The sequence below is a fragment of the Pseudomonas sp. ARP3 genome (assembly GCF_001029595.1).
Taxonomy (GTDB): Bacteria; Pseudomonadota; Gammaproteobacteria; order Pseudomonadales; family Pseudomonadaceae; genus Aquipseudomonas; species Aquipseudomonas rhodesiae.
Map to the genome: position 1 here is coordinate 21,768 of NZ_LEKF01000019.1, position 25,920 is coordinate 47,687.

The 25,920-nt window shown below is 58.5% G+C and carries 25 protein-coding genes; 17 read left to right on the forward strand and 8 right to left on the reverse strand.

The window, feature by feature from the left end; genetic code table 11:
• Positions 1-131: 131 nt before the first annotated feature.
• The 3 genes from xylF to ABX75_RS20160 are packed head-to-tail and all read left to right on the forward strand — an operon-like array spanning position 132 to position 3,823.
• A complete protein-coding gene (gene xylF, locus ABX75_RS20150; protein ID WP_034097344.1) occupies positions 132-1,133 on the forward strand; it encodes a D-xylose ABC transporter substrate-binding protein in 1,002 nt (333 codons plus the stop codon).
• Positions 1,130-2,686 (forward strand): D-xylose ABC transporter ATP-binding protein, encoded by a 1,557-nt coding sequence (xylG, locus tag ABX75_RS20155; protein ID WP_047882528.1) that lies wholly within the window; start codon positions 1,130-1,132, stop codon positions 2,684-2,686. The genes xylF and xylG overlap by 4 nt, the downstream gene beginning before the upstream one ends.
• Complete coding sequence (locus tag ABX75_RS20160) at positions 2,687-3,823, forward strand: sugar ABC transporter permease (protein ID WP_034097340.1); 1,137 nt, start codon at positions 2,687-2,689, stop codon at positions 3,821-3,823.
• Position 3,824: 1 nt separating this feature from the next.
• On the opposite strand, the gene ABX75_RS20165 is transcribed toward ABX75_RS20160, so the two are convergent.
• Genes ABX75_RS20165 through ABX75_RS29760 form a run of 3 tightly spaced genes read right to left on the reverse strand, consistent with a single transcriptional unit; the run spans position 3,825 to position 5,596 of the window.
• Entirely contained in the window at positions 3,825-4,748 is a 924-nt protein-coding gene (locus tag ABX75_RS20165; RefSeq protein ID WP_034137796.1) for a LysR substrate-binding domain-containing protein, read from the reverse strand.
• Positions 4,748-5,317 carry an EamA family transporter gene (locus tag ABX75_RS20170; RefSeq protein ID WP_236238503.1) on the reverse strand — a complete coding sequence of 190 codons (570 nt, stop codon included), beginning with the start codon at positions 5,315-5,317 and terminating at the stop codon, positions 4,748-4,750. Before ABX75_RS20170 ends, ABX75_RS20165 begins: the two co-directional genes overlap by 1 nt.
• 33 nt (positions 5,318-5,350) lie before the next feature.
• Positions 5,351-5,596 (reverse strand): hypothetical protein, encoded by a 246-nt coding sequence (locus ABX75_RS29760; RefSeq protein ID WP_236238502.1) that lies wholly within the window; start codon positions 5,594-5,596, stop codon positions 5,351-5,353.
• Positions 5,597-6,213: 617 nt separating this feature from the next.
• On the opposite strand from ABX75_RS29760, the gene ABX75_RS20175 reads away from it, so the two are divergent.
• The 5 genes from ABX75_RS20175 to ABX75_RS20195 all read left to right on the forward strand — a co-directional run bounded on the left by ABX75_RS20175 (position 6,214) and on the right by ABX75_RS20195 (position 10,485).
• A complete protein-coding gene (locus tag ABX75_RS20175; protein WP_034112974.1) occupies positions 6,214-6,522 on the forward strand; it encodes a DUF6124 family protein in 309 nt (102 codons plus the stop codon).
• A gap of 510 nt (positions 6,523-7,032) precedes the next feature.
• Entirely contained in the window at positions 7,033-7,941 is a 909-nt protein-coding gene (locus ABX75_RS28645; RefSeq protein WP_177329700.1) for an FkbM family methyltransferase, read from the forward strand.
• Positions 7,942-7,963: 22 nt separating this feature from the next.
• Positions 7,964-8,572, forward strand: coding sequence for an ATP-dependent Clp protease proteolytic subunit (locus ABX75_RS20185; protein WP_034112971.1), 609 nt, complete (start codon positions 7,964-7,966; stop codon positions 8,570-8,572).
• On the forward strand, positions 8,559-9,473 hold the full coding sequence (locus ABX75_RS20190) for an acetamidase/formamidase family protein (RefSeq protein WP_047882530.1): 915 nt from the start codon (positions 8,559-8,561) through the stop codon (positions 9,471-9,473). Before ABX75_RS20185 ends, ABX75_RS20190 begins: the two co-directional genes overlap by 14 nt.
• Positions 9,474-9,486: 13 nt before the next feature.
• Positions 9,487-10,485, forward strand: coding sequence for an HEXXH motif-containing putative peptide modification protein (locus tag ABX75_RS20195; protein ID WP_047882531.1), 999 nt, complete (start codon positions 9,487-9,489; stop codon positions 10,483-10,485).
• A gap of 75 nt (positions 10,486-10,560) precedes the next feature.
• Here ABX75_RS20195 and ABX75_RS20200 read toward each other — a convergent pair whose 3' ends face one another.
• Positions 10,561-12,060 carry a CoA-acylating methylmalonate-semialdehyde dehydrogenase gene (locus tag ABX75_RS20200; RefSeq protein ID WP_034097329.1) on the reverse strand — a complete coding sequence of 500 codons (1,500 nt, stop codon included), beginning with the start codon at positions 12,058-12,060 and terminating at the stop codon, positions 10,561-10,563.
• A gap of 108 nt (positions 12,061-12,168) precedes the next feature.
• Between ABX75_RS20200 and ABX75_RS20205 the strand changes: the two genes are divergently transcribed.
• From ABX75_RS20205 to ABX75_RS20220, 4 genes are all read left to right on the forward strand, one after another.
• A complete protein-coding gene (locus ABX75_RS20205; RefSeq protein WP_047882532.1) occupies positions 12,169-13,107 on the forward strand; it encodes a LysR family transcriptional regulator in 939 nt (312 codons plus the stop codon).
• 67 nt (positions 13,108-13,174) lie between these two features.
• Positions 13,175-14,110: an ornithine cyclodeaminase family protein gene (locus ABX75_RS20210; RefSeq protein ID WP_047882533.1), complete on the forward strand. Its 936-nt coding sequence runs from the start codon at positions 13,175-13,177 to the stop codon at positions 14,108-14,110.
• Positions 14,107-15,240, forward strand: a complete 1,134-nt coding sequence (locus ABX75_RS20215) for an FAD-binding oxidoreductase (RefSeq protein ID WP_047882534.1) — start codon at positions 14,107-14,109, stop codon at positions 15,238-15,240. Before ABX75_RS20210 ends, ABX75_RS20215 begins: the two co-directional genes overlap by 4 nt.
• Positions 15,240-15,866: a transcriptional regulator gene (locus ABX75_RS20220; RefSeq protein WP_034097321.1), complete on the forward strand. Its 627-nt coding sequence runs from the start codon at positions 15,240-15,242 to the stop codon at positions 15,864-15,866. Before ABX75_RS20215 ends, ABX75_RS20220 begins: the two co-directional genes overlap by 1 nt.
• Before the next feature lie 273 nt (positions 15,867-16,139).
• Here the strand turns inward: ABX75_RS20220 and ABX75_RS20225 are convergent, their stop codons facing one another.
• Positions 16,140-16,916, reverse strand: a complete 777-nt coding sequence (locus tag ABX75_RS20225; RefSeq protein WP_047882563.1) for an ABC transporter substrate-binding protein — start codon at positions 16,914-16,916, stop codon at positions 16,140-16,142.
• A gap of 198 nt (positions 16,917-17,114) precedes the next feature.
• Here ABX75_RS20225 and ABX75_RS20230 point away from each other — a divergent pair, with 198 nt between their 5' ends.
• The gene (locus tag ABX75_RS20230) at positions 17,115-17,411 is read left to right on the forward strand and encodes a hypothetical protein (protein WP_047882535.1); all 297 of its coding nucleotides are present in this window, start codon (positions 17,115-17,117) and stop codon (positions 17,409-17,411) included.
• A 31-nt stretch (positions 17,412-17,442) separates the two neighbouring features.
• On the opposite strand, the gene ABX75_RS20235 is transcribed toward ABX75_RS20230, so the two are convergent.
• Entirely contained in the window at positions 17,443-18,717 is a 1,275-nt protein-coding gene (locus tag ABX75_RS20235; RefSeq protein WP_047882536.1) for a glucarate dehydratase family protein, read from the reverse strand.
• Positions 18,714-20,108 (reverse strand): MFS transporter, encoded by a 1,395-nt coding sequence (locus tag ABX75_RS20240; protein WP_371264002.1) that lies wholly within the window; start codon positions 20,106-20,108, stop codon positions 18,714-18,716. Before ABX75_RS20240 ends, ABX75_RS20235 begins: the two co-directional genes overlap by 4 nt.
• Positions 20,109-20,178: 70 nt before the next feature.
• On the opposite strand from ABX75_RS20240, the gene ABX75_RS20245 reads away from it, so the two are divergent.
• The 4 genes from ABX75_RS20245 to ABX75_RS20260 all read left to right on the forward strand — a co-directional run bounded on the left by ABX75_RS20245 (position 20,179) and on the right by ABX75_RS20260 (position 25,332).
• Entirely contained in the window at positions 20,179-21,078 is a 900-nt protein-coding gene (locus tag ABX75_RS20245; protein ID WP_047882538.1) for a LysR family transcriptional regulator, read from the forward strand.
• Between the two features lie 198 nt (positions 21,079-21,276).
• Positions 21,277-21,735, forward strand: coding sequence for a (2Fe-2S)-binding protein (locus ABX75_RS20250; RefSeq protein ID WP_047882539.1), 459 nt, complete (start codon positions 21,277-21,279; stop codon positions 21,733-21,735).
• A complete protein-coding gene (locus ABX75_RS20255; RefSeq protein WP_047882540.1) occupies positions 21,735-23,972 on the forward strand; it encodes a molybdopterin cofactor-binding domain-containing protein in 2,238 nt (745 codons plus the stop codon). Before ABX75_RS20250 ends, ABX75_RS20255 begins: the two co-directional genes overlap by 1 nt.
• A gap of 16 nt (positions 23,973-23,988) precedes the next feature.
• Positions 23,989-25,332, forward strand: a complete 1,344-nt coding sequence (locus ABX75_RS20260) for a cytochrome c (protein ID WP_047882541.1) — start codon at positions 23,989-23,991, stop codon at positions 25,330-25,332.
• Positions 25,333-25,409: 77 nt separating this feature from the next.
• On the opposite strand, the gene ABX75_RS20265 is transcribed toward ABX75_RS20260, so the two are convergent.
• Positions 25,410-25,901 (reverse strand): CinA family protein, encoded by a 492-nt coding sequence (locus tag ABX75_RS20265; RefSeq protein WP_034137781.1) that lies wholly within the window; start codon positions 25,899-25,901, stop codon positions 25,410-25,412.
• Positions 25,902-25,920: the final 19 nt, after the last annotated feature.

Genomic DNA, 25,920 nt, shown 5'->3' on the forward strand with positions numbered 1-25,920 from the left:
GCATTCACCACAAAAGTCCTGTTCACCACAGAATCCCGGCTTACCACGACACGCCGGTTAGCCACACCTATAGTGTTCGCCTAAAGTCTTCACCCAGTGTCTTTCCAACAACAATAAAAGGACGCACCACCATGAAGTCATTCAAACGTACCCTGCTCGCCACCGCCCTGGCCCTGCTCGCCCTGCCGGTGATGGCCGACCCGGCCCATCCGAAAATCGGCTTTTCCATCGACGACCTGCGCCTGGAGCGCTGGTCCCGCGACCGCGATTATTTCGTGGCAGCAGCGGAAAAACTCGATGCCAAAGTCTTTGTGCAGTCCGCCGATGCCAACGAGCAAAAGCAGATTTCCCAGATCGAGAACCTGATTTCCCGTGGCGTCGATGTGATCGTGATCGTGCCGTTCAACGCCACGGTTCTGACCAACGCGGTCGCCGAAGCCAAGAAGGCCGGGATCAAGGTGGTGTCCTATGACCGCCTGATCCTCAACGCCGACATCGACGCCTACATTTCCTTCGATAACGAAAAAGTCGGCGAGATGCAGGCCAGCGGCGTGCTGCAGGCGGCGCCCAAGGGTAATTACTTCCTGCTCGGCGGCGCGCCTACCGATAACAACGCCAAGGTGCTGCGCGAAGGCCAGATGAAGGTGTTGCAACCGGCCATCGACAAGGGCGATATCAAGGTAGTCGGCCAGCAGTGGGTCAAGGAATGGAACCCCACCGAAGCCCTGAGCATCGTCGAAAACGCCCTGACCCGGAACAACAACAAAATCGACGCGATTGTCGCCTCCAACGACGCTACCGCCGGCGGTGCGATCCAGGCCCTGGCCGCGCAGAAACTGGCGGGCAAGGTGCCGATCTCCGGCCAGGACGCCGACCTCGCCGCCGTTAAACGCGTGATCGACGGCACCCAGACCATGACCGTGTACAAGCCCCTCAAGCTGATCGCCACCGAAGCGGCCAAGCTCTCGGTGCAACTGGCGCGTAACGAGAAGCCCACCTACAGCTCGCAATACGACAACGGCAGCAAGAAGGTCGACACCATCCTGCTCACGCCCACTCCACTGACCAAGGCCAATATCGACCTGCTGGAGAAGGACGGTTTCTACACCAAAGAGCAGATCGGCGGGCAATGACCGTCATGGCTGCCGACTACCTGCTGCAAATGAACGGCATCGTCAAAACCTTTGGCGGTGTCCACGCGCTGAACGGTATCGACATCAAGGTGCGGCCGGGGGAATGTGTCGGCCTGTGCGGCGAGAACGGTGCCGGTAAATCTACCTTGATGAAGGTGCTGTCGGCGGTCTATCCCCACGGCACCTGGGAGGGGGAAATCCTCTGGGATGGGCAGCCGCTCAAGGCGCAGTCCATCAGCGAAACCGAGGCCGCCGGCATTGTGATCATCCACCAGGAGTTGACCCTGGTGCCCGATCTGTCAGTGGCCGAAAACATCTTTATGGGGCACGAGCTGACCTTGCCGGGTGGACGCATGAACTACCCGGCGATGCTGCACCGCGCCGAAGCCTTGATGCGTGAACTCAAAGTGCCGGACATCAACGTGGCGCTACCGGTGTCGCAGTACGGCGGCGGTTACCAGCAACTGGTGGAAATCGCCAAGGCCCTGAACAAACAGGCGCGCCTGTTGATTCTCGACGAGCCCTCCTCGGCCCTGACCCGCTCGGAAATCGAGGTGCTACTGGACATCATCCGCGACCTCAAGGCCAAGGGGGTGGCCTGCGTCTATATCTCCCACAAACTCGATGAAGTGGCGGCGGTGTGCGACACCATCACGGTGATCCGCGACGGCAAGCACATCGCAACCACGGCCATGGCCGATATGGACATCCCGCGCATCATCACCCAGATGGTCGGCCGCGAGATGAGCAACCTCTACCCCACCGAGCCCCATGACGTCGGCGAGGTGATGTTCGAGGCGCGCCACGTGACCTGCTACGACCTGGACAACCCCAAGCGCAAACGCGTCGACGATATTTCCTTTGCGCTCAAGCGCGGGGAAATCCTCGGTATTGCCGGGCTGGTGGGCGCCGGGCGTACCGAACTGGTATCAGCCCTGTTCGGTGCCTACCCCGGCCGCTACAGCGCCGAAGTGTGGCTGGACGGCGAGCTGATCGATACGCGCACGCCGCTCAAATCGATCCGCGCCGGGTTGTGCATGGTGCCCGAAGATCGCAAGCGCCAAGGCATCATCCCCGATCTCGGCGTGGGCCAGAACATCACCTTGGCGGTGCTCGACACCTACGCGCACCTGACCCGCATCGACGCCGAGGCCGAGCTGGGCAGTATCGACCGGCAGATCACGCGCATGCATCTCAAGACCGCCAGCCCGTTTTTGCCGATCACCAGCCTGTCCGGCGGCAATCAGCAAAAAGCCGTGCTGGCGAAAATGCTGATGACCCAGCCCAAAGTGCTGATCCTCGACGAGCCCACGCGCGGGGTTGACGTGGGCGCCAAGTATGAAATCTACAAGCTGATGGGGGCGCTGGCCGCCGAAGGCGTGGCGATCATCATGGTGTCCTCGGAACTGGCCGAAGTGCTGGGGGTGTCCGACCGCGTGCTGGTAATCGGCGACGGTCAGTTGCGCGGCGACTTCATCAACCAGGGGCTCACCCAGGAACAGGTCCTCGCCGCCGCGCTCAGCCAAAACAATAACAATCGGAAAACCGCGTAGATGAATCAGGTCAAACAGCTGTTCACCCGCTACAAAATGCTCGCCCTGGTGATTGCCGTGGCGGTGATCTGGCTGTTTTTCAGCTGGCAGACCGAGGGCGGCTTCCTCACGCCGCGTAACCTGTCCAACCTGCTGCGGCAGATGTCCATCACCGGCATCCTGGCCTGCGGCATGGTGCTGGTGATTATCAGCGGCGAGATCGACTTGTCGGTGGGTTCATTGTTGGGCTTGCTGGGTGGGCTGGCGGCGATCCTGGACGTGGTCTACCACATTCCGCTGCTGGCCAATGTGAGCCTGGTGGCGCTGTGCGGCCTGATGATCGGCCTGGCCAACGGCTATATGACGGCCTACCTGCGCATCCCGTCGTTTATCGTCGGCTTAGGCGGCATGCTGGCGTTTCGCGGGGTTCTGCTGGGGATCACCGGCGGCACCACAATCGCGCCAGTGTCGCCATCGCTGGTGTATGTGGGCCAGGGCTATCTGCCGCATACCGTGGGGGTTGGGCTGGGGCTTTTGCTGTTTGCCCTCACACTCTTCTTGACCTGGAAACAACGACGCAACCGCGCACTGCATGGGCTGGCCGCGCACTCATTGATGCGCGACGTGCTGCGGGTGGTGGTGATCGGCGCAGTGCTGGCCGGGTTCGTTACCACCCTCAACAGCTACGACGGCATTCCCGTGCCGGTGTTGCTGTTACTAGTGCTGCTCGGCGTGTTCAGCTACGTCACCAGCCAGACCGTATTCGGCCGCCGCGTGTATGCGGTGGGCAGCAACATGGAAGCCACGCGGCTGTCGGGCATCAACGTGCAGGCGGTCAAATTGTGGATCTTCGGCATCATGGGCGTCATGTGCGCCCTCGCCGGCCTGGTCAACACCGCACGTTTGGCGGCGGGCTCACCGTCGGCGGGCAACATGGGCGAACTGGACGCCATCGCTGCCTGCTTTATCGGCGGCACATCAATGCGCGGCGGCTCCGGCACGGTATATGGCGCATTGCTGGGGGCGCTGGTGATTACCAGCCTGGACAACGGCATGTCGATGCTGGACGTGGACAGTTACTGGCAGATGATTGTGAAAGGCAGCATTTTGGTGTTGGCGGTGTGGGTGGATGTGAGTACGCGGGCGGGTCGGCGCTGAATCAAGCGCCAGAGCCCCGCACTTGGTCAATGAACTGATGTGCCTGGGCCTTGAGCCAATCAAACAAGCGGGCGATATCGCGCTCTGATTGTCGTCCATTTCGACAAATGATGTAGTACGCCGCAGGGGACATCATGGTGGGGGCATTCAACGCAACCAGTTCACCGTCTTTCAATTGGTCATGCACCAGCGCCGTCCTGCCCAGCGCAATCCCGCCGCCTTTCACTGCCAGACTGATGGCCAGGCTGGAATCTGGAAAACGCGGCCCGTGGTGATACGGCGGTGCCTCCAGCCCGTGAAAGGCGAACCAGCTCTCCCATCCTGGGCATACCTGATCGTCGACTCGGTGAATCAGCGGGTACCGCGCGATGTCCTCCAGCGCAATCTCACCATTCACGCGTTTGAATTGCGGCGAACATACCGGGAACACCGCATCGCGCATCAGCAGTTCGACATGATGATCCGGGTAGTCACCATCACCCATCACCACAGCGACATCGAACGGATGAACGCTTAAGGTAGCGCGACTGATGTCCACGCTGGTCAAGACCAGATCAAGATTCAATGCAGCTTCGGCGTGAGCACCATGCATTCGTGGAATCAGCCAGGTTGCACACAGGGAGGAGGTACACGAGAGGTGAAGCGGCTGTGATTTACTCGGACTAAGCGACTGCAGCACCGCATCCAGCGCTTTGAAAAAGCTATCCGCCACCGGCAGTAAGGTCTCTCCCGCAGGCGTGAGCTTGACTCCCCGCGAATGCCGCTCGAACAACTGCACTCCCCACCATTCTTCCAGACCTGCGATTTGATGGCTGATGGCGCTGGCTGTGAGATTCAACTCAGACGCAGCACGCGCGAAACTGCCGGTTTGCGCCGCGCTGACAAAGGCTTGAAGCATAGGAGTGGGTGGCGGACGCTGGGCCATCAGGTGCTCACTTTGATCAGGACGATCCCGCAAACAATGACGAACGCCGACAGCATCCGTCGCCAGCCGAACCGCTCTCGGAAGAACAGCGCGGCAATGATGGCGCCGATGATAACACTCGTCTCCCGCAGCGCTGAGACCCTGGCCACCGCATCCAGCGACAGTGCAAACAGGACCAAACCGTAAGACGACACGTAGAAAACCCCGCCCATCGCACCCACTCGCCAGTGGCCGCGCACTGCCTGGATGAGCGCCGATCGCGCCTTGAAAAACGCCAGCAGCGGGATCGGAATGCTCTGGAATACCGTGAGATAGATGATGTACTGCAGCACCGTCTCACTGGCTCTTACACCTTTGGCATCCACCACCGTGTAGGACGCGATGAACACCCCCGCACACACGGCCATCAGTATCGGCTTGAACATCTGCGCAGTCATCCCGCGTACAAACGCCAGGCTGATGATCCCTGCACAAATCAGCAGCACACCCGTCATCGACGGGAACGACAACTGTTCATGCAAAAGGACGTAGGAAAACAGCGCGACCAGCACTGGCGGCACGCCACGCATCACCGGGTACACCTAACCGAAGTCGCCGGTTTCCTACGCCTTGATCAAAAATAATCGATACACCGTATTGAGCATCACCGAAATCAGCACATACACCCACACCTCCAGGTTGGGCACGTTGACCAACGGCAGCGCCGCCAGGCAAATCAGCAATGCCGTGCCATCGACCATGGCCAAGGTCATGAAACGGCTGCTGCCGGCACGGACAACGGCGTTCCAGGTGGCGTGCATGAAGGCGGAGATTAAGACCAGGGTGATGGCAATGCTGGCGTTGTCCATGGGGCTCGGCTTTTGGGTGGTATCGAGGGAGAAGGAATACCTTCATGGGAAAAGCTCAAGATGGGCGCTTTAAATAAAGGCTCTTCTTCTGACATGCCCCTATTTTCAAAATAGAAATCGCGTTTTAGTTCATCGAGAACATCCGCAAATTCCATCAGTTCTGCATATACCGCGCTTGCGTCACGCTGATATTTAACTAAGCCCACCGCACCTGCAAAAGCGAAACGTCATCAGCACTGCCATCAAATTCCATCATCGAAGACTTTTCCTACAGATATAAACCATCACACGCTCTTCGATGACATCGAGTCATGGTTTGTAAAGGGCCAGCAAGCCGCGTCCCTTTTAATTGCAGGACGTTTCCTAGACAATCCTCGCCGCCTTGTGCGTGTTGGAATCGATGGCTAGTCTGCGGTCCGTCACTGCTCACCAGTGATCGGGTTTAGTCGCCCGGAATGCACAAGGCGCATGGTCACATGAAGTTTTATGGTGGCTGTGCGCAGGGCACCTTCGGGTGCGCCGGATTCCTTGTGGCCGGTCGACTAACCTGCGTACAGCCGCCACCTTTCGTTTAGTCGCGACAGGTGCTGGCTCCTATTTACACAAGGAGCTTCACTATGAACAAAGTCGTCCCCGATCCACCCTTCGATCCCGCCAAAGACCGCGCCGCCTTCAACCGCGCCATCGACCATTACCTCCCGACCCAAGGCTTTCACTCCATCAACGAAGACCTGAGCTTCGAAGACGCCCTGCTCTACACCGCCAGCTTGCTCGATAGCGCTTCTGCCACTGCATTGGATTGCGGTGAGCAATTGCAGAGCCCGGAACGGGCGAAGGTTTTCGCCGTGTGGCATTTGCTGGAATTCGCCAAGGCCACAGTGGATCGATCAATCGAATGTTTAGGTGCAGTTAAGCCAAAAGCTTAAATAACTAGGCACTGAGTAAGCGCGAGTAAACTCGTGCCTACTCAGCGTCATCGCTTCGTTCTCGCTAAAACCAGTTAACACTACCGGCATTCCACGCCCCCCTTTAATACAAAAATATATTTACTCGATGACCGACATTAAAACACCAGACTAAACAGCGAAAAGTCTGAACTCCCGGACCAATGAATTCGTAGGAAAATTCTCTGAAAGTAGGAAGCTTCCTTCAATAACAAATTCAATCCTAGGAAATTTCAGATTTTTTTGAAAAACTTTGACCGATGTGTATTTTGGGCTTATAGATTAATGGCGCAGCGCACTCACTATACTGAAGCAAAGGAGATACGTTATGAGTAATGAAAAAACTGTTAACGAAGTCGATCTGGCTAAGGTATTTAGCCTCAACGGCGCAAATGGAAAAGTAGTATTGGCGGTGGTCAACTAGCCTGCACCGCCTTAATCAAGAGCGGCATGCTTATACGAGGTGCCGCCCTCGCTTGCCAGGAGTGCGACATGCTAGATTTTTCAAATTGGTTATCCGGAGAAAAAATAAGCGTCATTGATATTGGTGCCCGGCTAACGCCAGGAGAAGCTCCTATATATGAAAACTTGATCAAACATGATATATGCAACGTTACTGCTGTAGAGCCCGACAGCAGCACAAATCACCTACTAAAAAAATTACCAAATGCAAGGATCTATAATTTAACACTGGGCACTAAAGGATATTCTTATTTAAATATCTGCAAATTGCCCTCATGCTCATCACTACTAATTCCAAATATAGAGATTGTTTCAAGATACTCCGGAATGGAATATTTTTACAAAACAAAAGACCGTATCAGCGTACATGTCGATGAAATGGACGATATCTTTCAAGATGATCACTTTGATTTCCTCAGCATAGACGTCCAAGGAGCGGAATTGGATGTTTTACAACATGGAAAGCGAAACTTATCCAACCTCTTGGGAGTTCACATCGAGGTTTCATTTATAGAGAAATACAAAGGACAGCCTTTGTTTCGTGACGTCGATGCTTTTTTATCCAACAATAAATTTGCTTTTCACTGTTTTACAGGATACGGGACGCGCTCACCAAGGGGAATTGAAATAAATAACTCTCCAATAAATGGGATAAACCAGTGGCTTTGGGCAGACGCTTTCTATTTCCACGACTTAACTGACACAACTTTTTGGAGAGAACCGGGAAAACTGATAAAACTCGCTTGTATATTTCACGACCTATATAAATCTTATGATTTCTCAGCTCACTGCTTAAAAATTCATGACCAACTATTTGGTTCAACTCATTTTCCAGAGTACTCGTTACTCATATCTAACTCCACAAACACGACTATTAAGGCAAGCACTGAGGAAAACACGTATCTAGCCAAACTAGCGCAACAAATCAACTACAACTGAATTCTCATGGGGATATATAAGAATGACAGACTTATTCAACTCCGAACCAGAAAACCCTGAAAAAGACCAGCTCTTTAAAACAAGTGAACCGGCCAAGATCACAGACAGCTTAGTGGCCTCAAGGAAAATATTTATAACGGGAGAAATCAATCACACCCTAGCCTACAACACGGTCAGACAACTTCATGCGCTATCTTATATAAGCGACGACCCTATATTTGTTTTTATAAGCTCCCCAGGTGGACATGTTGAGTCAGGGGATATGATTTATGACGCTATAAAATTTATCAAGCCAAAAGTTTTCACAATAGGCACCGGCTGGGTTGCTAGCGCCGGGGCGCTGATCTATGTAGCCGCCGACAAGGTAAATAGATATTCTTTACCCAATACACGTTTTCTTCTCCATCAACCGTCGGGTGGCTTTCACGGCAGGGCGGAAGACTTCAGCGCCTACTCAAAAGAAATTAGTTTCATGAAGGAGCGACTTAACAAAATATTCTCAAAAGCCACTGGTCAAACGATAGAAAAAATCAAAGAAAACACAGAGCGCGATTTTTGGTTAAGTGCTGAAGAGTCAGTGGAGTATGGACTGGTCCACAAAGTAGTGATCTCCGAACATGAAATCCTTTAAAACTTTTCGACTTCACCAAGAGCTATACTTTTCATCTTTCGGCCAGAATTCGAAAAGCGCAATAATCTTAGAACAGAAAAAATCCTACTCTATAAAGACTGTCGACAATTTAGGCTATGATGACAAACTAGATAAATGCACTAACTTTCTGAATCCACTTTCTGGTCCGTTCAGCTTGAAAGGGGCAAAACATGGCGATGTCATCACATTAAATATCGAAGAAATTACGCACACCCGTGACATTGGCCTTTCATCTTGCGGCCCCCTCCCCAGCTATTTGCTTGGAACATTGAAGAAAAATGTTGTTGGCGAACCCGTCATTTTCTGGAAAATCGAAGACGATTTTTGCTATCCCATTGTAGACAATCAGATTGCTCGCTCAATTGCGTTGAAAAAGGCTTTGATGATCGGTTGTTTAAGAAGTGCTGACGATCTTGGTAAAGCTACCATTAGTTCGTTGGATGCTGACCAATATGGCGGCAATTTCGATTGTAACCTTTTCAAACAGGGAGCAATAATTTTTCTCCCCATAAGAAATGACAATGCTGAATTTTATATAGGAGACGTTCACTATTGCCAATCCGATGGCGAAATTGGTGGAACAGGCATAGAGATCACAGCCGAGATAAAATTTTCAGCCCACCTTTGCCTCACACCAATACACAAAGATCTACACGTCATTGCAGACGATTTCGTTTATTTTTTCGGCATCGGACCAACCATAGAAGACGGGATAATCAAAGCTTTTTCACAAGGCTATGAAGCCCTAACTCTTACGGGTATCAGTGACGATATGAGCAGGCTGTTATTAGCTCATGGAAGCACATTAAAAATCATAAAACTTGGACAACCAAATATTGTATCGATCGGTATAGAGGCAAAATATTTCTCAAAAAAATAACTGGGAGCGCTCTATGAAAACCATCACAAGCCCAGATGTAGACATAGCTAAGGATTTATTTTTTAATATTTCAGAACGTCTATGGGAAAGCTTTGACTACTTACTACAGAAAAACGATCTTAACAAAAGCCCTTTTGCCTCTTTAATACATGAATCTCGAAACATCACAAAAGCACCTCCGTTTTTCTTTGCAGCTCACCATGCAATTGTAAATTACTTTACAAATCAACACAGCCACTACAAAACTATTGCACGCAACATACTTGAAATGAACGAGCACACTACCTATGCAAAACTTTCTATACATCCCTTTTTGAAATCACCTAACCTTCAGGATTCTATTTGCCTGAACGCTATTCTTTCCGACATAAGGCAAACTTATGATAATGATGACTTCTTGCCTATTGCATTTAACCAACCCGAACAGTGCGCCCCCACAAAACTCATGATCGAATCAGCACTTGATATCATTAAAATCTCTGCCCCGTCACTCTATACCGAAATTGAATTCATCATTAATGAAATAAGGATATTTAGTTCTGGAAACATCAGAGCGGGATCAAATTTCAATACGCTGGGGCTCATCTATATCAGTCAGCAAATAGAAAAAGATGATGTTTCGAGATATGTTGAACATATCACTCATGAAGCCGCTCACAATTTATTATACGCACACTGGACCACCGACCCTCTTTTCAACAATCATTCTGATCAGCTTTATTACACACCTTTTAGAAATGACAGGCGCCCATTAAGCGCAATATTTCATGCTATGTTTGTGCTTGCACGAACAATATACGTTTTTGACCAAGTTCATCGCCACTCGCCGCACAGCCTAAACTTCGAAAATATCAAGACCAACTATAATGAACGTGGAAATTCCGCGTCATTCAAGACAAAATTCTCACAAACGGCCAGGGTCATCTCGAAAAATGCCAAATTAACCGTTTACGGCAAGGAAATTTACAATGGCTGCCTGCAAATGGTCGAGGATTGCGAACTGGAAATATAAGAAATACAACTTACATGAACGTATGGACTATATGGGAGGAGCCCCCTCCCACATAGCACCTCCTGAACCCTTGATTTATTTGGAAACCGGCATCGCAAACTCAGCACCCTGTTCGATGCTCTCCGACCAGCGCTGCATGATCGACTTCTGCTTGGTGTAGAAGCGCACGCCTTCAGTGCCGTAAGCATGCATGTCGCCGAACAGGCTTTTCTTCCAACCACCAAAGCCGTGCCAGGCCATCGGCACCGGGATCGGGACGTTGATGCCGACCATGCCCACTTCGATGCGTCGTGCAAATTCGCGGGCGATGTGGCCGTCGCGGGTGAAGCAGCTGACGCCGTTGCCGAACTCGTGGTCGTTAACCAGTTTTACCGCTTCGGCGAAGTCATTCACGCGCACGCAGGCCAGTACCGGGCCGAAGATTTCTTCGCGGTAGATGCTCATCTCTTTGGTCACGTGGTCGAACAGTGTCGCGCCGAGCCAGAAGCCGTTTTCCAGGCCCGGTTCGTTGGGCACGTAGTCGCGGCCGTCCAGCAGCAGTTGTGCGCCGGCTTGCACGCCTTGTTCGATGTAGCCGCTGATGCGTTCCAGGGCTGCGCGGGAGACGATGGGGCCCATTTCGGCTTTAAGGTCGCGGCCGTCGGTAATGCGCAGGTGCTTGGCGCGTTCGGTCAGGGCGGCGATAACTTTGTCACCCACATCGCCCACCAGCACCGCCACGGAAATCGCCATGCAGCGTTCGCCGGCACTGCCGTAAGCGGCGCCCATCAAGGCGTCGACGGTTTTTTCGATGTCGGCGTCGGGCATTACCACCATGTGGTTTTTCGCGCCGCCCAGGCCCTGCACGCGCTTACCGTGCCGCGCGCCGGTTTCGTAGATGTACTGCGCAATCGGTGTAGAGCCGACGAAGCTCACGGCCTTGACGTCCGGGTGTTCGATCAGTGCATCCACCGCTTCCTTGTCGCCTTGCACCACGTTGAACACGCCCTTGGGCAGGCCGGCTTCACGCAGAAGCTCGGCCATGAACAACGACGCACTCGGGTCGGTGGGGCTGGGTTTGAGGATGAAGGTGTTACCCGCTGCAATGGCGATGGGGTACATCCACATAGGCACCATCACCGGGAAGTTGAACGGCGTAACGCCCGCCACCACGCCCAGGGGTTGGCGCATAGTCCAGTTGTCCATGCCCCGGGAAACCTGGTCGGAATGCTCGCCCTTGAGCAGGTTGGGAATGCCGCAGGCGAATTCGAGGATATCGATGCCACGGTCGACTTCGCCCTGGGCGTCGGTGAACACCTTGCCATGTTCGGCGACGATGATCCGCGCCAGGTCGTCTTTGCGTTCACGCAGCAGGTGCAGGTACTGGAACAGTACGCGGGCGCGGCGGATCGGCGGGGTGTCGGCCCAGCCGGCGAAAGCGGCCTGGGCGGCAGCGACGGCTTCGGACACAGTCTGGTGGCTGGCCAGCGCAACGCGGGCGGTTTTCTCGCCGGTGGCCGGGTTGTAGACATCCTGGTAGCGATCATCGCGGGAAACGCGCTGGTCGTTGATGTAGTGCTCAATGGTGTGGGTCATGGCAGTCGATCCAGGTGGTTAGCGTTGGTACACACCTTAGGCTTTCGCTTTGTTCCCAACCAGAGCAGAATCCAGAACTTATTGTCCTTATAGGCGAACAATACAGCCATGGAAAAATCCGAGATCGAAGGATTGTGGACCCACATACACTGGCTTTCCGTGCTGGAAGAACACGGCACCTACACCGCCGCCGCCGCGCGTCTGGGGGTGAGTAAGTCGGCCGTAAGCCAACGTATTTCCGACCTGGAAAAAGCCACCGGCACCCGCCTGGTGACGCGCACCACCCGCAGTGTGCGGCTGACCGATGCAGGGCGTTCATTGACCCGTGACGTGCGCAGTGCCTACGAACAGATTGCTCGCAGCTTTTCGTCGGTGCGCGACGCCGCAGGAGAGATCCGCGGCCTGGTGCGCCTCACCGCGCCAGTGGCATTTGCTCGCCAGCAATTGGTGCCGCACCTGTCGGGGTTCCTGCAGCAATACCCACAGGTGCGTATCCAACTGGACGTGTCCGATGCCCTCAGTTCACTCGCCGCCGAAGGCTATGACCTGGCGGTACGTCATGGTTTTCAGGTGCCGGAAACCCATGTGGCCTGGAAGCTGTGCGACACCGGCTCGGTGCTGGTGGCCACCCGGGATTACCTGCAACACCACGGCGAACCGCGCGAGCCCGGCGAGCTGTCGGCGCACAACTGCCTGTTCTACCCGCGCGGTGCCGACCAACCGGCCTGGACCTTCGAACGCAACCACAAAACCATCGAACGCATCACCGTGCCCATCGCTGGCAGCTTCGCCACCAACAACAGCGAAGCCTTGCGCGATGCGGCCCTGCACCACCTGGGCATCGCCCTGCTCCCGGACTTCAGCGCCCACGCCGCGCTGGCCAGCGGCAAACTGGTACAGGTGCTCAAGGGCTGGACGCTCAAGGGCGCGTTTGCCGATGAAATCTATTTGATCCGCCCGTACTCACCCCATGTGCCCAAGTCGGTAAGTGCGTTGGTGGGGTATCTGAAAGACAGGCTATCCGGTGGGTTTGCATTCAAAGGGTAAAACTTATCCGTTGCCAGAAAGAACTAAAAGTCCATAATGGACAAATTAGTTTACGTCGGAGACCCCCATGCTCACTCCTCCTTTTGTGATCGACCAGACTCAGGCCCGCGAACACCTGGACCGCCTCGACATACCGCAAATCCTGCGCGCGCTGTTCCGCGATCTGGCTGCCGGGCACGCGGTGCAGCCAGCGCAGCAGCTTGTGCAATTCCCCCACGGCGCCGGTGACTTCATCAACTACCTCGGTGTGTTGGCCAATGAGGGTGTGTATGGGGTCAAGACTTCGCCCTACATCGTGCGCGAACAAGGGCCACTGGTAACGGCGTGGACGCTGCTGATGTCGATGCACACCGGCCAGCCGTTGTTGTTGTGCGACGCCGCCGAACTGACCACCGCGCGCACCGCCGCCACTACGGCGTTGGCGGTGGACGCACTGGCCGCACCGCACGCCCAACGCCTGGCGGTTATCGGCAGCGGCAAAGTCGCCCAGGCCCACGTGCAGTATGTGAAGAACCTGCGGGACTGGCAGAACATCCGTCTGTTTTCGCCCAGCGCGGTCACGGCCAATCACGACGCCCTCCACTGCCTGGACCCGCGCCTGAGCATCGCCGCCAGCTGCGAGGCCGCCGTGGACGACGCCGATGTGATCCTGCTGTGTACCTCCTCGGCAGGCCCCGTGCTCGACCCGACACGCCTGACCAAACCGGCGCTGATCACCTCCATCAGCACCAATGCCCCGCGCGCCCATGAGGTGCCGCCCCACAGCCTCACGGGCATGCAGGTGTTCTGCGACTATCGCCAGACCACCCCCACCGCAGCCGGCGAAATGCTGATCGCCGCCGAACAGCACGGCTGGCACCCCCGCATGGTGCTCGGCGACCTACCCGAGCTGCTCAGTGACCTGGTGCCGCGCCCGACCTATGATCGCCACGTCTTCTTCCGTTCCATCGGCCTGGGCCTGGAAGACATCGCCCTGGCCAATGCCCTCTGGAGACAGCTATGAACCACGCGGACTACCTCATCATCGGCGGTGGCATTGCCGGCGCCTCCACGGGTTTCTGGTTATCGCCCCACGGCAAGGTGATCGTGCTGGAACGTGAAAGCCACCCGGCCTATCACTCCACCGGGCGTTCGGCGGCGCTCTATACCGCCGCCTATGGCACCCCGCAAGTGCGCGCGCTGACCCTGGCCAGCCGCGACTTTTTCGACCATCCGCCTGCCGGTTTCTGTGAACACCCGCTGCTCACGCCACGGGGCGAAATGACCGTGGACTTCAGCGGCGACCCGGCCGAATTGAACGCGCAATATCTGAGCGCCAAGGCCACTGTGGCGCAGGTCGTGCAACTGAGCGCCGATGAAGCCTGTGAGATGTTACCGATCCTGCGGCGGGAAAAAGTCCACGGCGCGATCTACGACCCCACCGCCAGTGACATCGACACCGACGCCCTGCACCAAGGCTATCTGCGCGGTATCCGGCGCAATGGCGGCGACGTGCGCACCGACAGCGAGGTGCTGGGCTTGAGGCGCGACAGTACCGGGCTCTGGCAGGTCAGCACCCAGAACGCCACCTTCACCGCGCCGATCATCATCAACGCCGCCGGCGCCTGGGCCGACCATATCGGCGGACTGGCCGGCGCCGCGTCCATCGGCCTGCAACCCAAGCGCCGCTCGGCGTTTATCTTCGCCGGCCCCGACGGTGTGGACAGTCATGCCTGGCCGATGCTGGTAGCGTTGGACGAAGCCTTCTACATGAAACCCGACGCCGGCATGTTCCTCGGCTCGCCGGCCAATGCCGACCCGGTGCAGGCACAGGATGTGCAGCCCGAAGAGTTGGATATCGCCATGGGCATCTACCAGATCGAAGAAGCCACCACCCTGAGCATCCGCCGCCCCACTCGCACCTGGGCCGGGCTGCGCAGTTTTGTGCACGATGGCGATCTGCTCAGCGGCTTCGATTCCCAGGTACCGGGGCTGTACTGGGTCGCGGCGCAAGGCGGTTATGGGATTCAGACTTCACCGGCCATGGGCCAGGCCAGCGCGGCACTGGTGCGCGGAGTACCGCTGCCCCAGGCACTGACCCGCTTCGGTCTGGACGCTGATATGCTCTCCCCCGCCCGCCTGGAGCCCCATTGATGAACACCGCCGAACACGACAAAGCCCTGCAGAATTTCCGTGCGATTGCCGATGCGATCGCCACGCTGTTTTTCCCCCATGCCGAAGTAGTGCTGCATGACCTGCGCACTCAAACGGTCGATTACATCGCCAACAACCTGTCTAAACGCGCCATCGGCGATGACTCGGCGCTGGAGGACATGCTCAGCGAGGAAATCAGCGAAGTGAATATCGGCCCGTACGAGAAGCTCAACTGGGACGGTCAGAAAATTCGCAGCCTGAGCACTGTCCTGCGTGACGCCCAGGATCGTCCGTTGGCGGTGCTGTGCATCAACTTGAATATTTCCCTGTTCGAAAACGCCAAGGCTGCGCTGGACCTGTTCCTGTCGCCGAGCAGACTGATCCCGCAGCCGGACGCCCTGTTTCGCGATGACTGGCAGGAGCGCATCAACACCTTCCTCCACGCTTGGCTGCGCGAACGTCAACTGAGCCTGAACCTGCTGACCCGCGACCACAAACGCGAACTGGTACTGGCGCTGCACGCCCAAGGCGCGTTCAAGGGCAAGAGCGCCTCGAACTACGTGGCCAATGTGCTGGGCATGGGGCGGGCCACGGTCTACAAGCACTTGAAGGAGCTCAAGGGCTGATCGAATGAGGTAACGGGCCTGATTGCAGTGGTGACTGACATTTATCGGGGGCAAGCCCCCTCCCACACTTGGAGCACCAGGCACCAGCCATACCCTGTGGAACAGGGAATTGCCTGTGGGAGGAGGCCTGCCCTCTCCCACACTTGGAACACCGGGCTTCAGCCATACCCTGTGGAAGGGGAATTGCCTTTGGAAGGAGGCCCTCTCCCACACTTAGAGCACCGGGCATCAGCCATACCCTGTGGGAGGGGGCTTGCCCCCGATGGCGGTCTTTCAGTCGCCGTAAATATCCGACTTGAAGTACTGCTGTGAGATTTTCTGATACTCGCCACTGGCACGAATCCCGTCGATGGCACTGTTGAGTTCGCCGACCAACGCGGTATTGCCCTTACGCACCGCGATTCCCGCGCCTTCACCCACGTATTTCGGGTCTTTGAGTTCCGGGCCGACAAAGGCGTAGCCCTTGCCCCGCGGCATCTGCAGGAAGTCGTTCAATGGGATGGTGTCGGCAAAGATCGCATCCAGGCGCCCCGCCGCCAGGTCCATGTAGATTTCTTCGTTATTGCTGTAACGCTTGACGTTAATGCCCTTGGGCTCGAACACCTCGGTGGCGTAACGGTCGGTGGTGGTGGCGCGCTGCACGCCGACGGTCTTGCCCTTGAGGCTGGCGTACTGGTCATCCACCACCGCGCCGTCCTTCATCACCAGGCGCGATGAAGTGAAGTAGTACTTGTGGGTGAAATCCACCGACTTCTTACGGTCTTCGTTAATGGTCATGGACGACAAGGCCATGTCGATTTTCCTCACTTTGAGGGAAGGAATCAGGCCATCGAACTCGCCTTCGACCCACACACACTTGACCTTCATCTGCGCACACAGGGCATTGCCGATGTCGTAGTCGAAGCCGACGATCTTGCCCTCCTCGGTCTTGGAGGCAAACGGCGGATATGCCGCTTCGATGCCAATACGCAGGGTCTTCTCGGCGGCCAGCACATGGCTGGACGCAAACAGGCTGAGGGCCAGGGCGGGGATCAGGGCGCGTTTCTTCATGGAGGTATCTCGCAAGTTGTTGTGGGTTTTGGCAAGAGTGAAGAAAAAATGCAGCATTGCTTTTGTACTTATAAATCCATACTGGACTTTTATGTACAACCCGTCAAATCCACCTCGTCGCTCCCCTCCCCTGTACTAATTTGAACGATCAGGCCCGCCGCTGCCTCAATACTCAAGGACGACCTGGAGGCAAGCGTCATGGCAGCGAACAAGCGTGAAGCGTCGGCACCATCCGATTGGGATGCACAGCTGGCAAGAAACACCGAACTGTTTTTCGAAGCCGACCGCCTGGAGCAGGCGGCCTACGACATTATCGGCACCAGCCTGGCGGATGCCGCCGCATGGTTGCGCTTTACCGAGGCCAAGCAAGTGGCCGACGCCAAGCGCACCGAGGCATATCAGGACCTGATGCGCATTCGCCGCGCCATGGAGCAGGAACGTGCCGACCCGCGTCCGACCAAAACCGCGGAGCAAAAAAAACCCGACGGCACATGACTGCGCGGTCGGGCAAACGAAGCGACCAACTTCAATAACGGGGTTTGACGGCTTTCCAATCCGGCTGATAGCGCTGCATCTGTTTCACGTCATCGCGCTGGCGGATACCGCAGCTCAGGTACTGATCATGCAGCTTGCCCAACTGGTCATGGTCCAGCTCAAGACCCAGGCCGGGGGCGCGGGTGAGCTGCACACAACCGTCGACAATCGGCACTTTGCCACCCTTGATCACCTCCTCGTCCGGCTCTTGCCAGGGGTAGTGGGTGTCGCAGGCGTAGTCAAGATTGGGCACCGAAGCCGCCACATGGGCCATCGCCATCAGGCTGATGCCCAGGTGCGAGTTGGAGTGCATCGACACGCCCAGGCCGAAGGTCTGGCACATCCTGGCGAGCACCTGGGTGTCACGCAGGCCGCCCCAGTAATGGTGGTCCGCAAGCACGATCTGCACACTGTTTTGCGCCACGCTGCGGCGAAACTCATCAAAGTCGGTGACCACCATGTTGGTCGCCAACGCTAACCCGGTGCGTTTGTGCAGGTCGGCCATGCCATCGAGGCCGGGGGTTGGATCTTCGTAATACTGCAGGTCGTCGCCCAGCAACTCGGCCATGCGGATTGCCGTGTCGAGGGACCAGTTGCCATTCGGGTCGATGCGCAGCGGCACGCCTGGGAAGGCTTTTTTCAGCGCCTTGATACACGCCACTTCATGCTCGGGGTCCAGTGCACCGGCCTTGAGTTTGATGCTTTTGAAACCGTAGCTGTCGATCATGTGCCGGGCCTGGGCGACGATCTGCTGCTCATTAAGCGCCTCGCCCCAGTGGTCGGGTGCGTAGGGCGAATCGACATGCTCGGCGTATTTGAAGAACACATAGGCACTGAAAGGGATGCGTTCGCGGATCGCCCCACCCAGCACGTCCACCAGTGGCACATTCAAGGCATGGGCTTGCAAGTCGAGTAAGGCCACTTCGAACGCCGAATAAGCATTGCTCACGGCTTTGCTGGCGTGGGAACCCGGTGCCAGTTCGGCTCCGGGCAGGCTTGTGGGTGCGTGGGCGGCGACGGTGGCCTGGACGATAGCGCGCAGGCCGCTGAGGTTGAACGGATCGAGCCCGATCAACTGCGGTTGCACCCGTTGCTGGATCGCCAGCGCCGGGGCATCGCCGTAGCTTTCGCCAAGGCCGATATAGCCGGTGTCACTCTCCACTTCGATGATCGAGCGCAGGGCAAAGGGTTCATGGATACCGCTGGCGTTAAGCAACGGCGGATCGCGAAAAGCAATCGGGGTGACGGTGACGCGGACGATTTTCAAGAGGCGGCTCCCTGTGGGCCTGGACGCAAGGCATGATGATGGGCGGACGTCGGCGGCACACCGCCGTGCGGCGCGGTTCGGGCAAAAAACACCAGCACCGCCGCCACCAGCGAGGTCGCTGCCAGGCCGTACAGCCCACCCTCGATGGAACCAGTGGTCTGCTCAAGCAGGCCGAAGGTGGTGGGCGCAACAAAACCTCCGAGGTTGCCCACCGAATTGATCAAGGCGATTACTGCTGCCGCGATCCGCGCATCGAGATAACCCTGGGGGATGGGCCAAAACAGCGCCGAGGCGGCTTTGAATCCAATCGCGGCAAAACAGATCGCAACAAAGGCGAACACCGGCCCGCCAACGGTCGACATAAACATGCCCAGCGCCGCGATCACCAGCATCAGTGCGACCCAAGCCTGCTGGTGCTTCCACTTGCTGGCCAGGGAGGCGAAACCGTACATGGCGACGATGGAAATCAACCACGGAATCGAATTGAACAAGCCCACCTGGAAGTCCCCCAGGTCGCCCATTTTTTTGATCATGCTCGGCAGCCAGAACGTGGCGCCGTAGATGGTCAGGGCGATCGAGAAGTAGATGAAACAAAACAGCGCGATCTGTTTGTCGGCCAGCAGCTTGAACAGGGATGGACGACTGACCTGGGCGGCTTCACGGGCCTGCTGCTCATGGTCGATGGCGCTGACCAATGCATGCTTTTCCTGCGCGCTGAGCCAGCTCGCCTCGCGGGGATGGGACTGCAGCCAACACCACACGAACCCGCAGAGCACGATGGAGGCAAACCCTTCGATCAGGAACATCCATTGCCAGCCGTGCAGGCTCAGGCCGCTCACGCCCAGCAGCGCGCCCGACACCGGCCCGGAAATCACCGAGGCGATGGCCGAGCCGCTCAAAAAAATCGCCATGGCCTTGCCACGCTCGGCGGCCGGCAGCCATTGGGTGAAGTAATAAATGATGCCGGGAAAAAACCCCGCTTCGGCGGCGCCGAGTACAAAGCGCAGCACGTAGAAACTGGTTTCGCCTTGTACAAAGGCCATGGCCATCGCGGCCGCGCCCCAGGTGAACATGATGCGCGTCAGCCAGGCCCGTGCGCCGTAGCGTTGCAGTAACAGGTTGGAGGGCACTTCGAAAATCGCATACCCAATGAAGAACAACCCGGCCCCCAGACCGTAGGCCGCTGCGCCAATTCCCAGGTCGGTCTCCATGTGGCTGCGCACAAAGCCGATGTTGACCCGGTCGATGTAGTTGACGATAAACATCACCACGAACAGCGGCAGCACATGGCGCTTGACCTTGGCGGCCGCGCGGGCAAGCACGGCGGGGTCCGGCGGATTGTGGAAGGTATCCAAGGGCGACTCCCGATGATTGTTTTTGTAGGGACGCATTGATCATGGACGCCGGTCATTGTTCCCGTCCAATCTAACTTGGCATGGGATTGATACCGGGATTAGATCAATGTTCGAGTTGACGCAACTGCGCTGCTTTACCACGGTGGCCACCGAGCTGAATTTCCGCCGCGCCGCCGAACGCCTGAACATGACCCAACCGCCGCTGAGCCGGCAGATCCAATTGCTTGAGCATCATTTGGGCGTGGCGTTGTTTGCGCGTACTACCCGCAGCGTCACCCTCACCGCCGCTGGCCGGGCGTTTTTCATCGAAGCGCAGAACCTGCTCGAACGCGCCCAACAAGCGGCAATCACCGCGCGACGCTTCGCCGAAGGCGACATTGGCACGGTCAATATCAGCTTCGTCGGCAGCGCGGTGTATGAGTTTCTGCCCAAGGTGATTGCCGAAGCGCGGCTCAAGCAGCCCCAGGTCAAAATCGACCTGTCGGAGATGAATACCTATCAACAATACGAAGCCCTGCGCGCACGGCGCATCGACCTGGGCATCGTGCGCGCGCCGTTGCTGGAACCGGGCTACGCCACCGAATGCCTGGTGCGCGAGCCCTTTGTGCTGGCGGTGCCGAGCGCGCATCGCCTGGCCCAGGCCGAGTCGGTCAGCGTCCACGACCTGGATGCGCAACCTTTCCTGATGTACGCCCACGCCGCTTACCCGCCGTTCAACGAACTGCTTACCGGCCTGCTGCGCTCGGCGCGCGTCGCGCCGGACTACGTGCAATGGCTGGGCTCCTCACTGACCATCCTGGCCCTGGTCAATGCCGGCATGGGCCTGGCCCTGGTACCGCGTTGCGCCAGCAGCGTGGTGTTCAAAAACGTGGTGTTCCGCGACATTGATCTAGGCGAAGGGGCGCAGAGCGAGCTGCACCTGATCTGGCGCGAAGACAACGACAACCCGGCATTCGCAATGCTGCTGGAGGGCATCCGCACCGCCGTGCGCGAGGGTTGGGCCTGAACGCGAGGCTACCGGCACGAATACATCGACTGCCGACAGTCATCCAATCCTCTCGAATACTTGCCTGATCCTCCGAACTTTCAGGTGCTCGGATAGATAGCCCTGGCGCAGTCGACTAGAGTTCGACGATGGGCGATCTATCGCCCTCCCTATAAGAAAAACCGTACCCCTAACCGAAGATCAGCAGGTGAGCCAGCCATGGAGCTACGAATCAACCAGAAGACCTACCAGGTCGATGCCGACGCCGACACGCCGTTGCTGTGGGTGATCCGCGATGACTTGGGGCTGACCGGCACCAAGTACGGCTGCGGTCTGGCTCAATGTGGCGCCTGCTCGGTGCTGGTGGACGGCAACGTGGTGCGTGCGTGCGTGACGCCGGTGGCCGGGGTAGTGGGCCGTGAGGTCACTACCATCGAAGCGATCGAAGCCGATGAGGTCGGCAAACGCGTGGTCAGCGCCTGGGTCGAGCATCAAGTGGCGCAGTGCGGTTACTGCCAGTCCGGGCAGGTGATGGCCGCCACGGCGCTGCTCAAGCACACCCCGGAGCCCACGGTGGAGCAGATCGATGCGGCGATGGTCAACCTGTGCCGCTGCGGCACCTATAACGCCATTCACGCCGCCGTGCAGGACCTGGCCACCGGGAAGGAGCACGCCTGATGAACACGCCTGAACTGATCCCCGGCCTGCCCCTCGGCGAACCGATCAACCTGTCCCGCCGGCGTTTTCTGGCCAGTACCGCCGTCGGCGCGCTGGTCATTGGTTTCGGCCTGCCGCTGGGCGCGTCCAGAGCCCAGGCCGCTGCCGGCGCAAGCACCGAGCGCGGCACCCAGGTGCCGGCGTTTCTGGAGATACGCCCCGACGGCAGCGTGCGCCTGCTCAGCCCGTTCATGGAAGGCGGCCAAGGCACCCATACCGCCATGGCGCAAATCGTCGGCGAAGAGCTGGACGCCGACCCCGCCACTTTCATCGTCGAAGCCGCGCCACCCGGCGACGCCTATGTGGTGATGGAAAACGGCATGCGCATCACCGGCGGCAGCATGTCGGTGCGCATGAGTTACCCGACCATGCGCCGCCTTGGCGCCCTCGCCCGCGCCATGTTGCTGCAGGCCGGCGCCGAACAGCTCGGCGTGCCGGTGGCACAGTTGACCACCCAGCCAGGCCGCGTGGTGCATGCCGCGTCCGGCCGCTCGCTGGGCTACGGCGAGTTGGCCGGCCGCGCCCTGGACATGCCGGTGCCCGACCCGGCCAGCGTCACCCTGCGCGACCCCAGCCAATTCCGCTGGATCGGCAAACCGGTCAAACGCGTGGACGCCTATGACAAGTCCACCGGCAAGGCCCAGTACAGCATCGACCTGAAAGTCGACGGTATGCTCCATGCCGCCGTGCAGCACGCGCCGCGCCTGGGCATGACGGTCGGCGGCCTGCGCAACCAGGCTCAGGTGGAGGCCATGAAGGGCGTGCATTCCGTGCATCAATTACCCGGCGCGGTGGCGGTGGTGGCCGAGCGTTGGTGGCATGCCAAGCGCGCGGTGGAAGCGATCCAAGTGGACTGGCAGGAACCGACTGCCGACTCAACGGTGCGAGCGATGCCGGCGGATTTTTCCAGCGACGCTTACCGTGATTTCCTCGCGGCCCAGCAAGGCCCGGCCCGTGACGATGAAAACGAAGGCGATGTGGCCGGCGCGCTGTCCAGCGCCAAAACCAAGGTCGAAGCGACCTACCACAACCAATATGTCAACCACGCGCAACTGGAGCCGCCGTCGGCGCTGGCGCGCTTCAACCCGGACGGTTCGCTGGATATCTGGCTGCCCAACCAGGCGCCAGACATGTTCCGCGCTGACATTGCCAAACGCACCGGCCTGGCGCCGGAGCGCATTCATCTGCATTCGCCGCTGTTGGGCGGTTTCTTCGGTCGGCACTTCCTGTATGACTCGGCCAGCCCGTACCCCCAGGCCATCGCGCTGGCCAAGGCGGTGGGTCGCCCGGTTAAGTTGATCTGGAGCCGTGAGGAAGAATTCCTGCGCGATGTCTTGCGCCCGGTGGCGGTGGTCAAGTTCCGCGCCGCGCTGGACGCCGACGGCCTGCCCGTGGCCATCGAAGCAGTGAGTGCCACCGAAGGCCCTACTGAAGCCATTGCCGGCAAACAGGGCGACAAACTCGACCCCACGGCGCTCGAAGGGTTGTCAGGCAAGAGTTACGCGATCCCCAACAAGCGCATCGCGCAGATCTACGTCAAAGGCCCGGCCATGCTCGGCTACTGGCGTTCGGTGGGCAATTCCCTCAACGACTTCTTCTACGAAGCGTTCCTCGACGAGCTGGCCGACAAAGGCGGCCGCGACCCGTACGACCTGCGCCTGCACCTGCTGCGTGACAATCCGCGCCTGACCACGCTGCTCAAGGCGGTGGCCGAGTTGTCCGGCGGCTGGAAGCGCGGCCCCTACACCGCCGAAGACGGCACCCGCCGCGCGCGGGGCGTGGCCATGGCTTCGCCGTTCGGCTCCCATGCGGCGGTGATCGCCGAGGTGTCGATCGACAAAGGCCAGGTCAAGGTCCATCACATCTGGGAAGCCATCGATCCGGGCAGCATCGTCAACCCGGCCATCGTCGAGGCGCAGGTCAACGGTGCCGTGGCCCTGGGCCTGTCGCAAACCTTACTGGAAGAAGCGGTGTATGTGGACGGCAAGCCACGGGCGCGCAATTACGACCTTTACCCGATCCTGCCACCTTCGCGGATGGCCCAGGTGCATGTGAAGATCGTGGAAAGCGGCGAAAAAATGGGCGGCATCGGCGAACCTCCGCTACCGGCGGTGGCGCCAGCGGTGGTCAATGCCGTGGCGCAACTGACTGGCCAGCGCGTGCGCAGCCTGCCATTGAGCCGACACACTTTCAGCTGACCGACCGAGACCGCCCATGAATAACCGATTCGCAAGAACCCTCGGCTGGTTGGCCGTGCCCTGCCTGGTCGCCGCCGGCGCGCTGGCGTGGTATGTCACCCGCCAACCTGTTACCGCGTTCGAGCAGGCGCCAGCCGCCGAATTTGACCCTGCCCTGGTCAGCCGTGGCGAGTACGTCGCGCGCCTGAGCGACTGCGTGGCCTGCCACAGCCTGCCCGGCAAGGCACCGTTCGTCGGCGGCCTGGAAATGGCCACGCCGCTGGGTAATATCCACGCCACCAACGTGACCCCGGACCCTACCCACGGCATCGGCCGTTACAGCCTCGCCGACTTCGACCGCGCGGTGCGTCACGGCGTAGCGCCGGGCGGGCGGCGGCTGTATCCGGCCATGCCCTACCCCTCCTATGCCAAGCTCAGTGACGATGATGTGCGGTCGCTGTACGCCTTCTTTATGAAGGGCGTACAACCGGCCAACCAGGCCAACCTCCCCAGCGACATCCCCTGGCCGCTGAATATGCGCTGGCCGATTGCGCTGTGGAACGGGCTGTTCGCGCCAAACACCCCCTATGCGGCCAAACCGGCCCAGGATGCGTTGTGGAACCGTGGCGCCTACATCGTCCAGGGCCCCGGCCATTGCGGCAGTTGCCACACCCCGCGCGGCCTGGCCTTCAATGAGAAAGCGCTGGACGAAGCCGGTAAGCCGTTCCTCGCCGGCGCCTTGCTCGACGGCTGGTACGCCCCCAGTCTGCGCCAGGACCCTAACACCGGTCTGGGCCGCTGGAGCGAGGCGCAGATCGTGCAGTTCCTCAAGACCGGCCGCAACCAGCACGCGGTGGTGTACGGTTCGATGACTGAAGCGTTCAACAACTCGACTCAGTTTATGAGCGACGACGACCTGGCGGCCATTGCCCGCTACCTCAAGTCACTGCCTGGCGACCCACAGCGCGACGGCGCACCCTGGGCCTATCAGGCCGTGGCCGCCAACGCCCGCCCGGATGCTCCCGGAGCCCACACCTACGCCACCCGCTGCGCCTCCTGCCATGGCCTGGACGGCAAAGGCCAGCCCGATTGGATGCCGCCACTGGCGGGCGCCACTTCGGCCCTGGCCACAGAAACCGCCTCGGCCATCAACATCACCCTCAACGGCGCCCAGCGCGTAGTAGCCGCCGGCGTTCCGGACGCCTATCGCATGCCGGCCTTCCGCGAGCAACTGTCCGACCAGGACATCGCCGAAGTGCTGACCTACGTGCGTAGCACCTGGGGCAACCACGGCAGCGCGGTCGAGGCCAAGGACGTGGGCAAACTGCGCGAGCACACCGATCCGGCGAGCAGCACGCCGATCATCTTGCAGATGCGCTGATCTGCGGCGTCACACCAACGAGCGGGCAAGCTCTGCAGATGCAAAGCTTGCCCGCCAAGGCCGCAGCACTGCCGCGCCTAACGGCCTACTGCCTCATCCAGAAAACGCACCACGCCTTTCAACGCGTATTCAGCGGCAAGCACCTGCACCTGTTCGCGCGAACCGATGAAGCGTTCCTTGCGGCTGAATACCTTGACCGCGCCGTTGAGGTGATAAGCCCAGGCAAAGCACACGGTGCCCGGTGGAATGCCGTCGATGCTGTCAGGCCCCAGCAGGCCGGTAGTGGCAACAGCCACCTGGGCAGGGCTGTCGCGTAAGGCGCCCTGGGCCATTTCGCGGGCCACTTCGCAGCTGGTGAGGTTGAACGTCTTGATGGTGTAGGCACTGACGCCCAATAAGCGTTGCTTGGCCTCCTCGGAATACACCACGTACCCGCACTCGATACATGCACCACTGCCCTCGACTTGGGACAGCAACGTAATGATCTTGCCGGCCGTGCACGACTCGGCGGTGGTGAGCAGCAAGCGGTGTTGTTTCAGGCAGTCAATGGTGGCTGCGGCGATGGACATGGTCTTTCCTCCTTGCAAA

Bases quoted from the DNA above. Each gene is read 5' to 3' on its own strand.
- ABX75_RS20245 (WP_047882538.1), top strand. From the start codon at position 20,179: ATGTTCGAGTTGACGCAACTGCGCTGCTTTACCACGGTGGCCACCGAG.
- ABX75_RS20160 (WP_034097340.1), top strand. From the start codon at position 2,687: ATGAATCAGGTCAAACAGCTGTTCACCCGCTACAAAATGCTCGCCCTG.
- ABX75_RS20210 (WP_047882533.1), top strand. From the start codon at position 13,175: ATGCTCACTCCTCCTTTTGTGATCGACCAGACTCAGGCCCGCGAACAC.
- ABX75_RS20250 (WP_047882539.1), top strand. From the start codon at position 21,277: ATGGAGCTACGAATCAACCAGAAGACCTACCAGGTCGATGCCGACGCC.
- ABX75_RS20185 (WP_034112971.1), top strand. From the start codon at position 7,964: ATGACAGACTTATTCAACTCCGAACCAGAAAACCCTGAAAAAGACCAG.
- ABX75_RS20205 (WP_047882532.1), top strand. From the start codon at position 12,169: ATGGAAAAATCCGAGATCGAAGGATTGTGGACCCACATACACTGGCTT.
- ABX75_RS20260 (WP_047882541.1), top strand. From the start codon at position 23,989: ATGAATAACCGATTCGCAAGAACCCTCGGCTGGTTGGCCGTGCCCTGC.
- xylF (WP_034097344.1), top strand. From the start codon at position 132: ATGAAGTCATTCAAACGTACCCTGCTCGCCACCGCCCTGGCCCTGCTC.
- ABX75_RS20170 (WP_236238503.1), bottom strand. From the start codon at position 5,317: ATGCGTGGCGTGCCGCCAGTGCTGGTCGCGCTGTTTTCCTACGTCCTT.
- ABX75_RS20230 (WP_047882535.1), top strand. From the start codon at position 17,115: ATGGCAGCGAACAAGCGTGAAGCGTCGGCACCATCCGATTGGGATGCA.
- ABX75_RS20265 (WP_034137781.1), bottom strand. From the start codon at position 25,901: ATGTCCATCGCCGCAGCCACCATTGACTGCCTGAAACAACACCGCTTG.
- ABX75_RS29760 (WP_236238502.1), bottom strand. From the start codon at position 5,596: ATGGACAACGCCAGCATTGCCATCACCCTGGTCTTAATCTCCGCCTTC.
- ABX75_RS20190 (WP_047882530.1), top strand. From the start codon at position 8,559: ATGAAATCCTTTAAAACTTTTCGACTTCACCAAGAGCTATACTTTTCA.
- ABX75_RS20200 (WP_034097329.1), bottom strand. From the start codon at position 12,060: ATGACCCACACCATTGAGCACTACATCAACGACCAGCGCGTTTCCCGC.
- ABX75_RS20240 (WP_371264002.1), bottom strand. From the start codon at position 20,108: ATGCGTCCCTACAAAAACAATCATCGGGAGTCGCCCTTGGATACCTTC.
- ABX75_RS20215 (WP_047882534.1), top strand. From the start codon at position 14,107: ATGAACCACGCGGACTACCTCATCATCGGCGGTGGCATTGCCGGCGCC.
- ABX75_RS20225 (WP_047882563.1), bottom strand. From the start codon at position 16,916: ATGAAGAAACGCGCCCTGATCCCCGCCCTGGCCCTCAGCCTGTTTGCG.
- ABX75_RS20175 (WP_034112974.1), top strand. From the start codon at position 6,214: ATGAACAAAGTCGTCCCCGATCCACCCTTCGATCCCGCCAAAGACCGC.
- ABX75_RS20195 (WP_047882531.1), top strand. From the start codon at position 9,487: ATGAAAACCATCACAAGCCCAGATGTAGACATAGCTAAGGATTTATTT.
- ABX75_RS28645 (WP_177329700.1), top strand. From the start codon at position 7,033: ATGCTAGATTTTTCAAATTGGTTATCCGGAGAAAAAATAAGCGTCATT.
- xylG (WP_047882528.1), top strand. From the start codon at position 1,130: ATGACCGTCATGGCTGCCGACTACCTGCTGCAAATGAACGGCATCGTC.
- ABX75_RS20165 (WP_034137796.1), bottom strand. From the start codon at position 4,748: ATGGCCCAGCGTCCGCCACCCACTCCTATGCTTCAAGCCTTTGTCAGC.
- ABX75_RS20255 (WP_047882540.1), top strand. From the start codon at position 21,735: ATGAACACGCCTGAACTGATCCCCGGCCTGCCCCTCGGCGAACCGATC.
- ABX75_RS20220 (WP_034097321.1), top strand. From the start codon at position 15,240: ATGAACACCGCCGAACACGACAAAGCCCTGCAGAATTTCCGTGCGATT.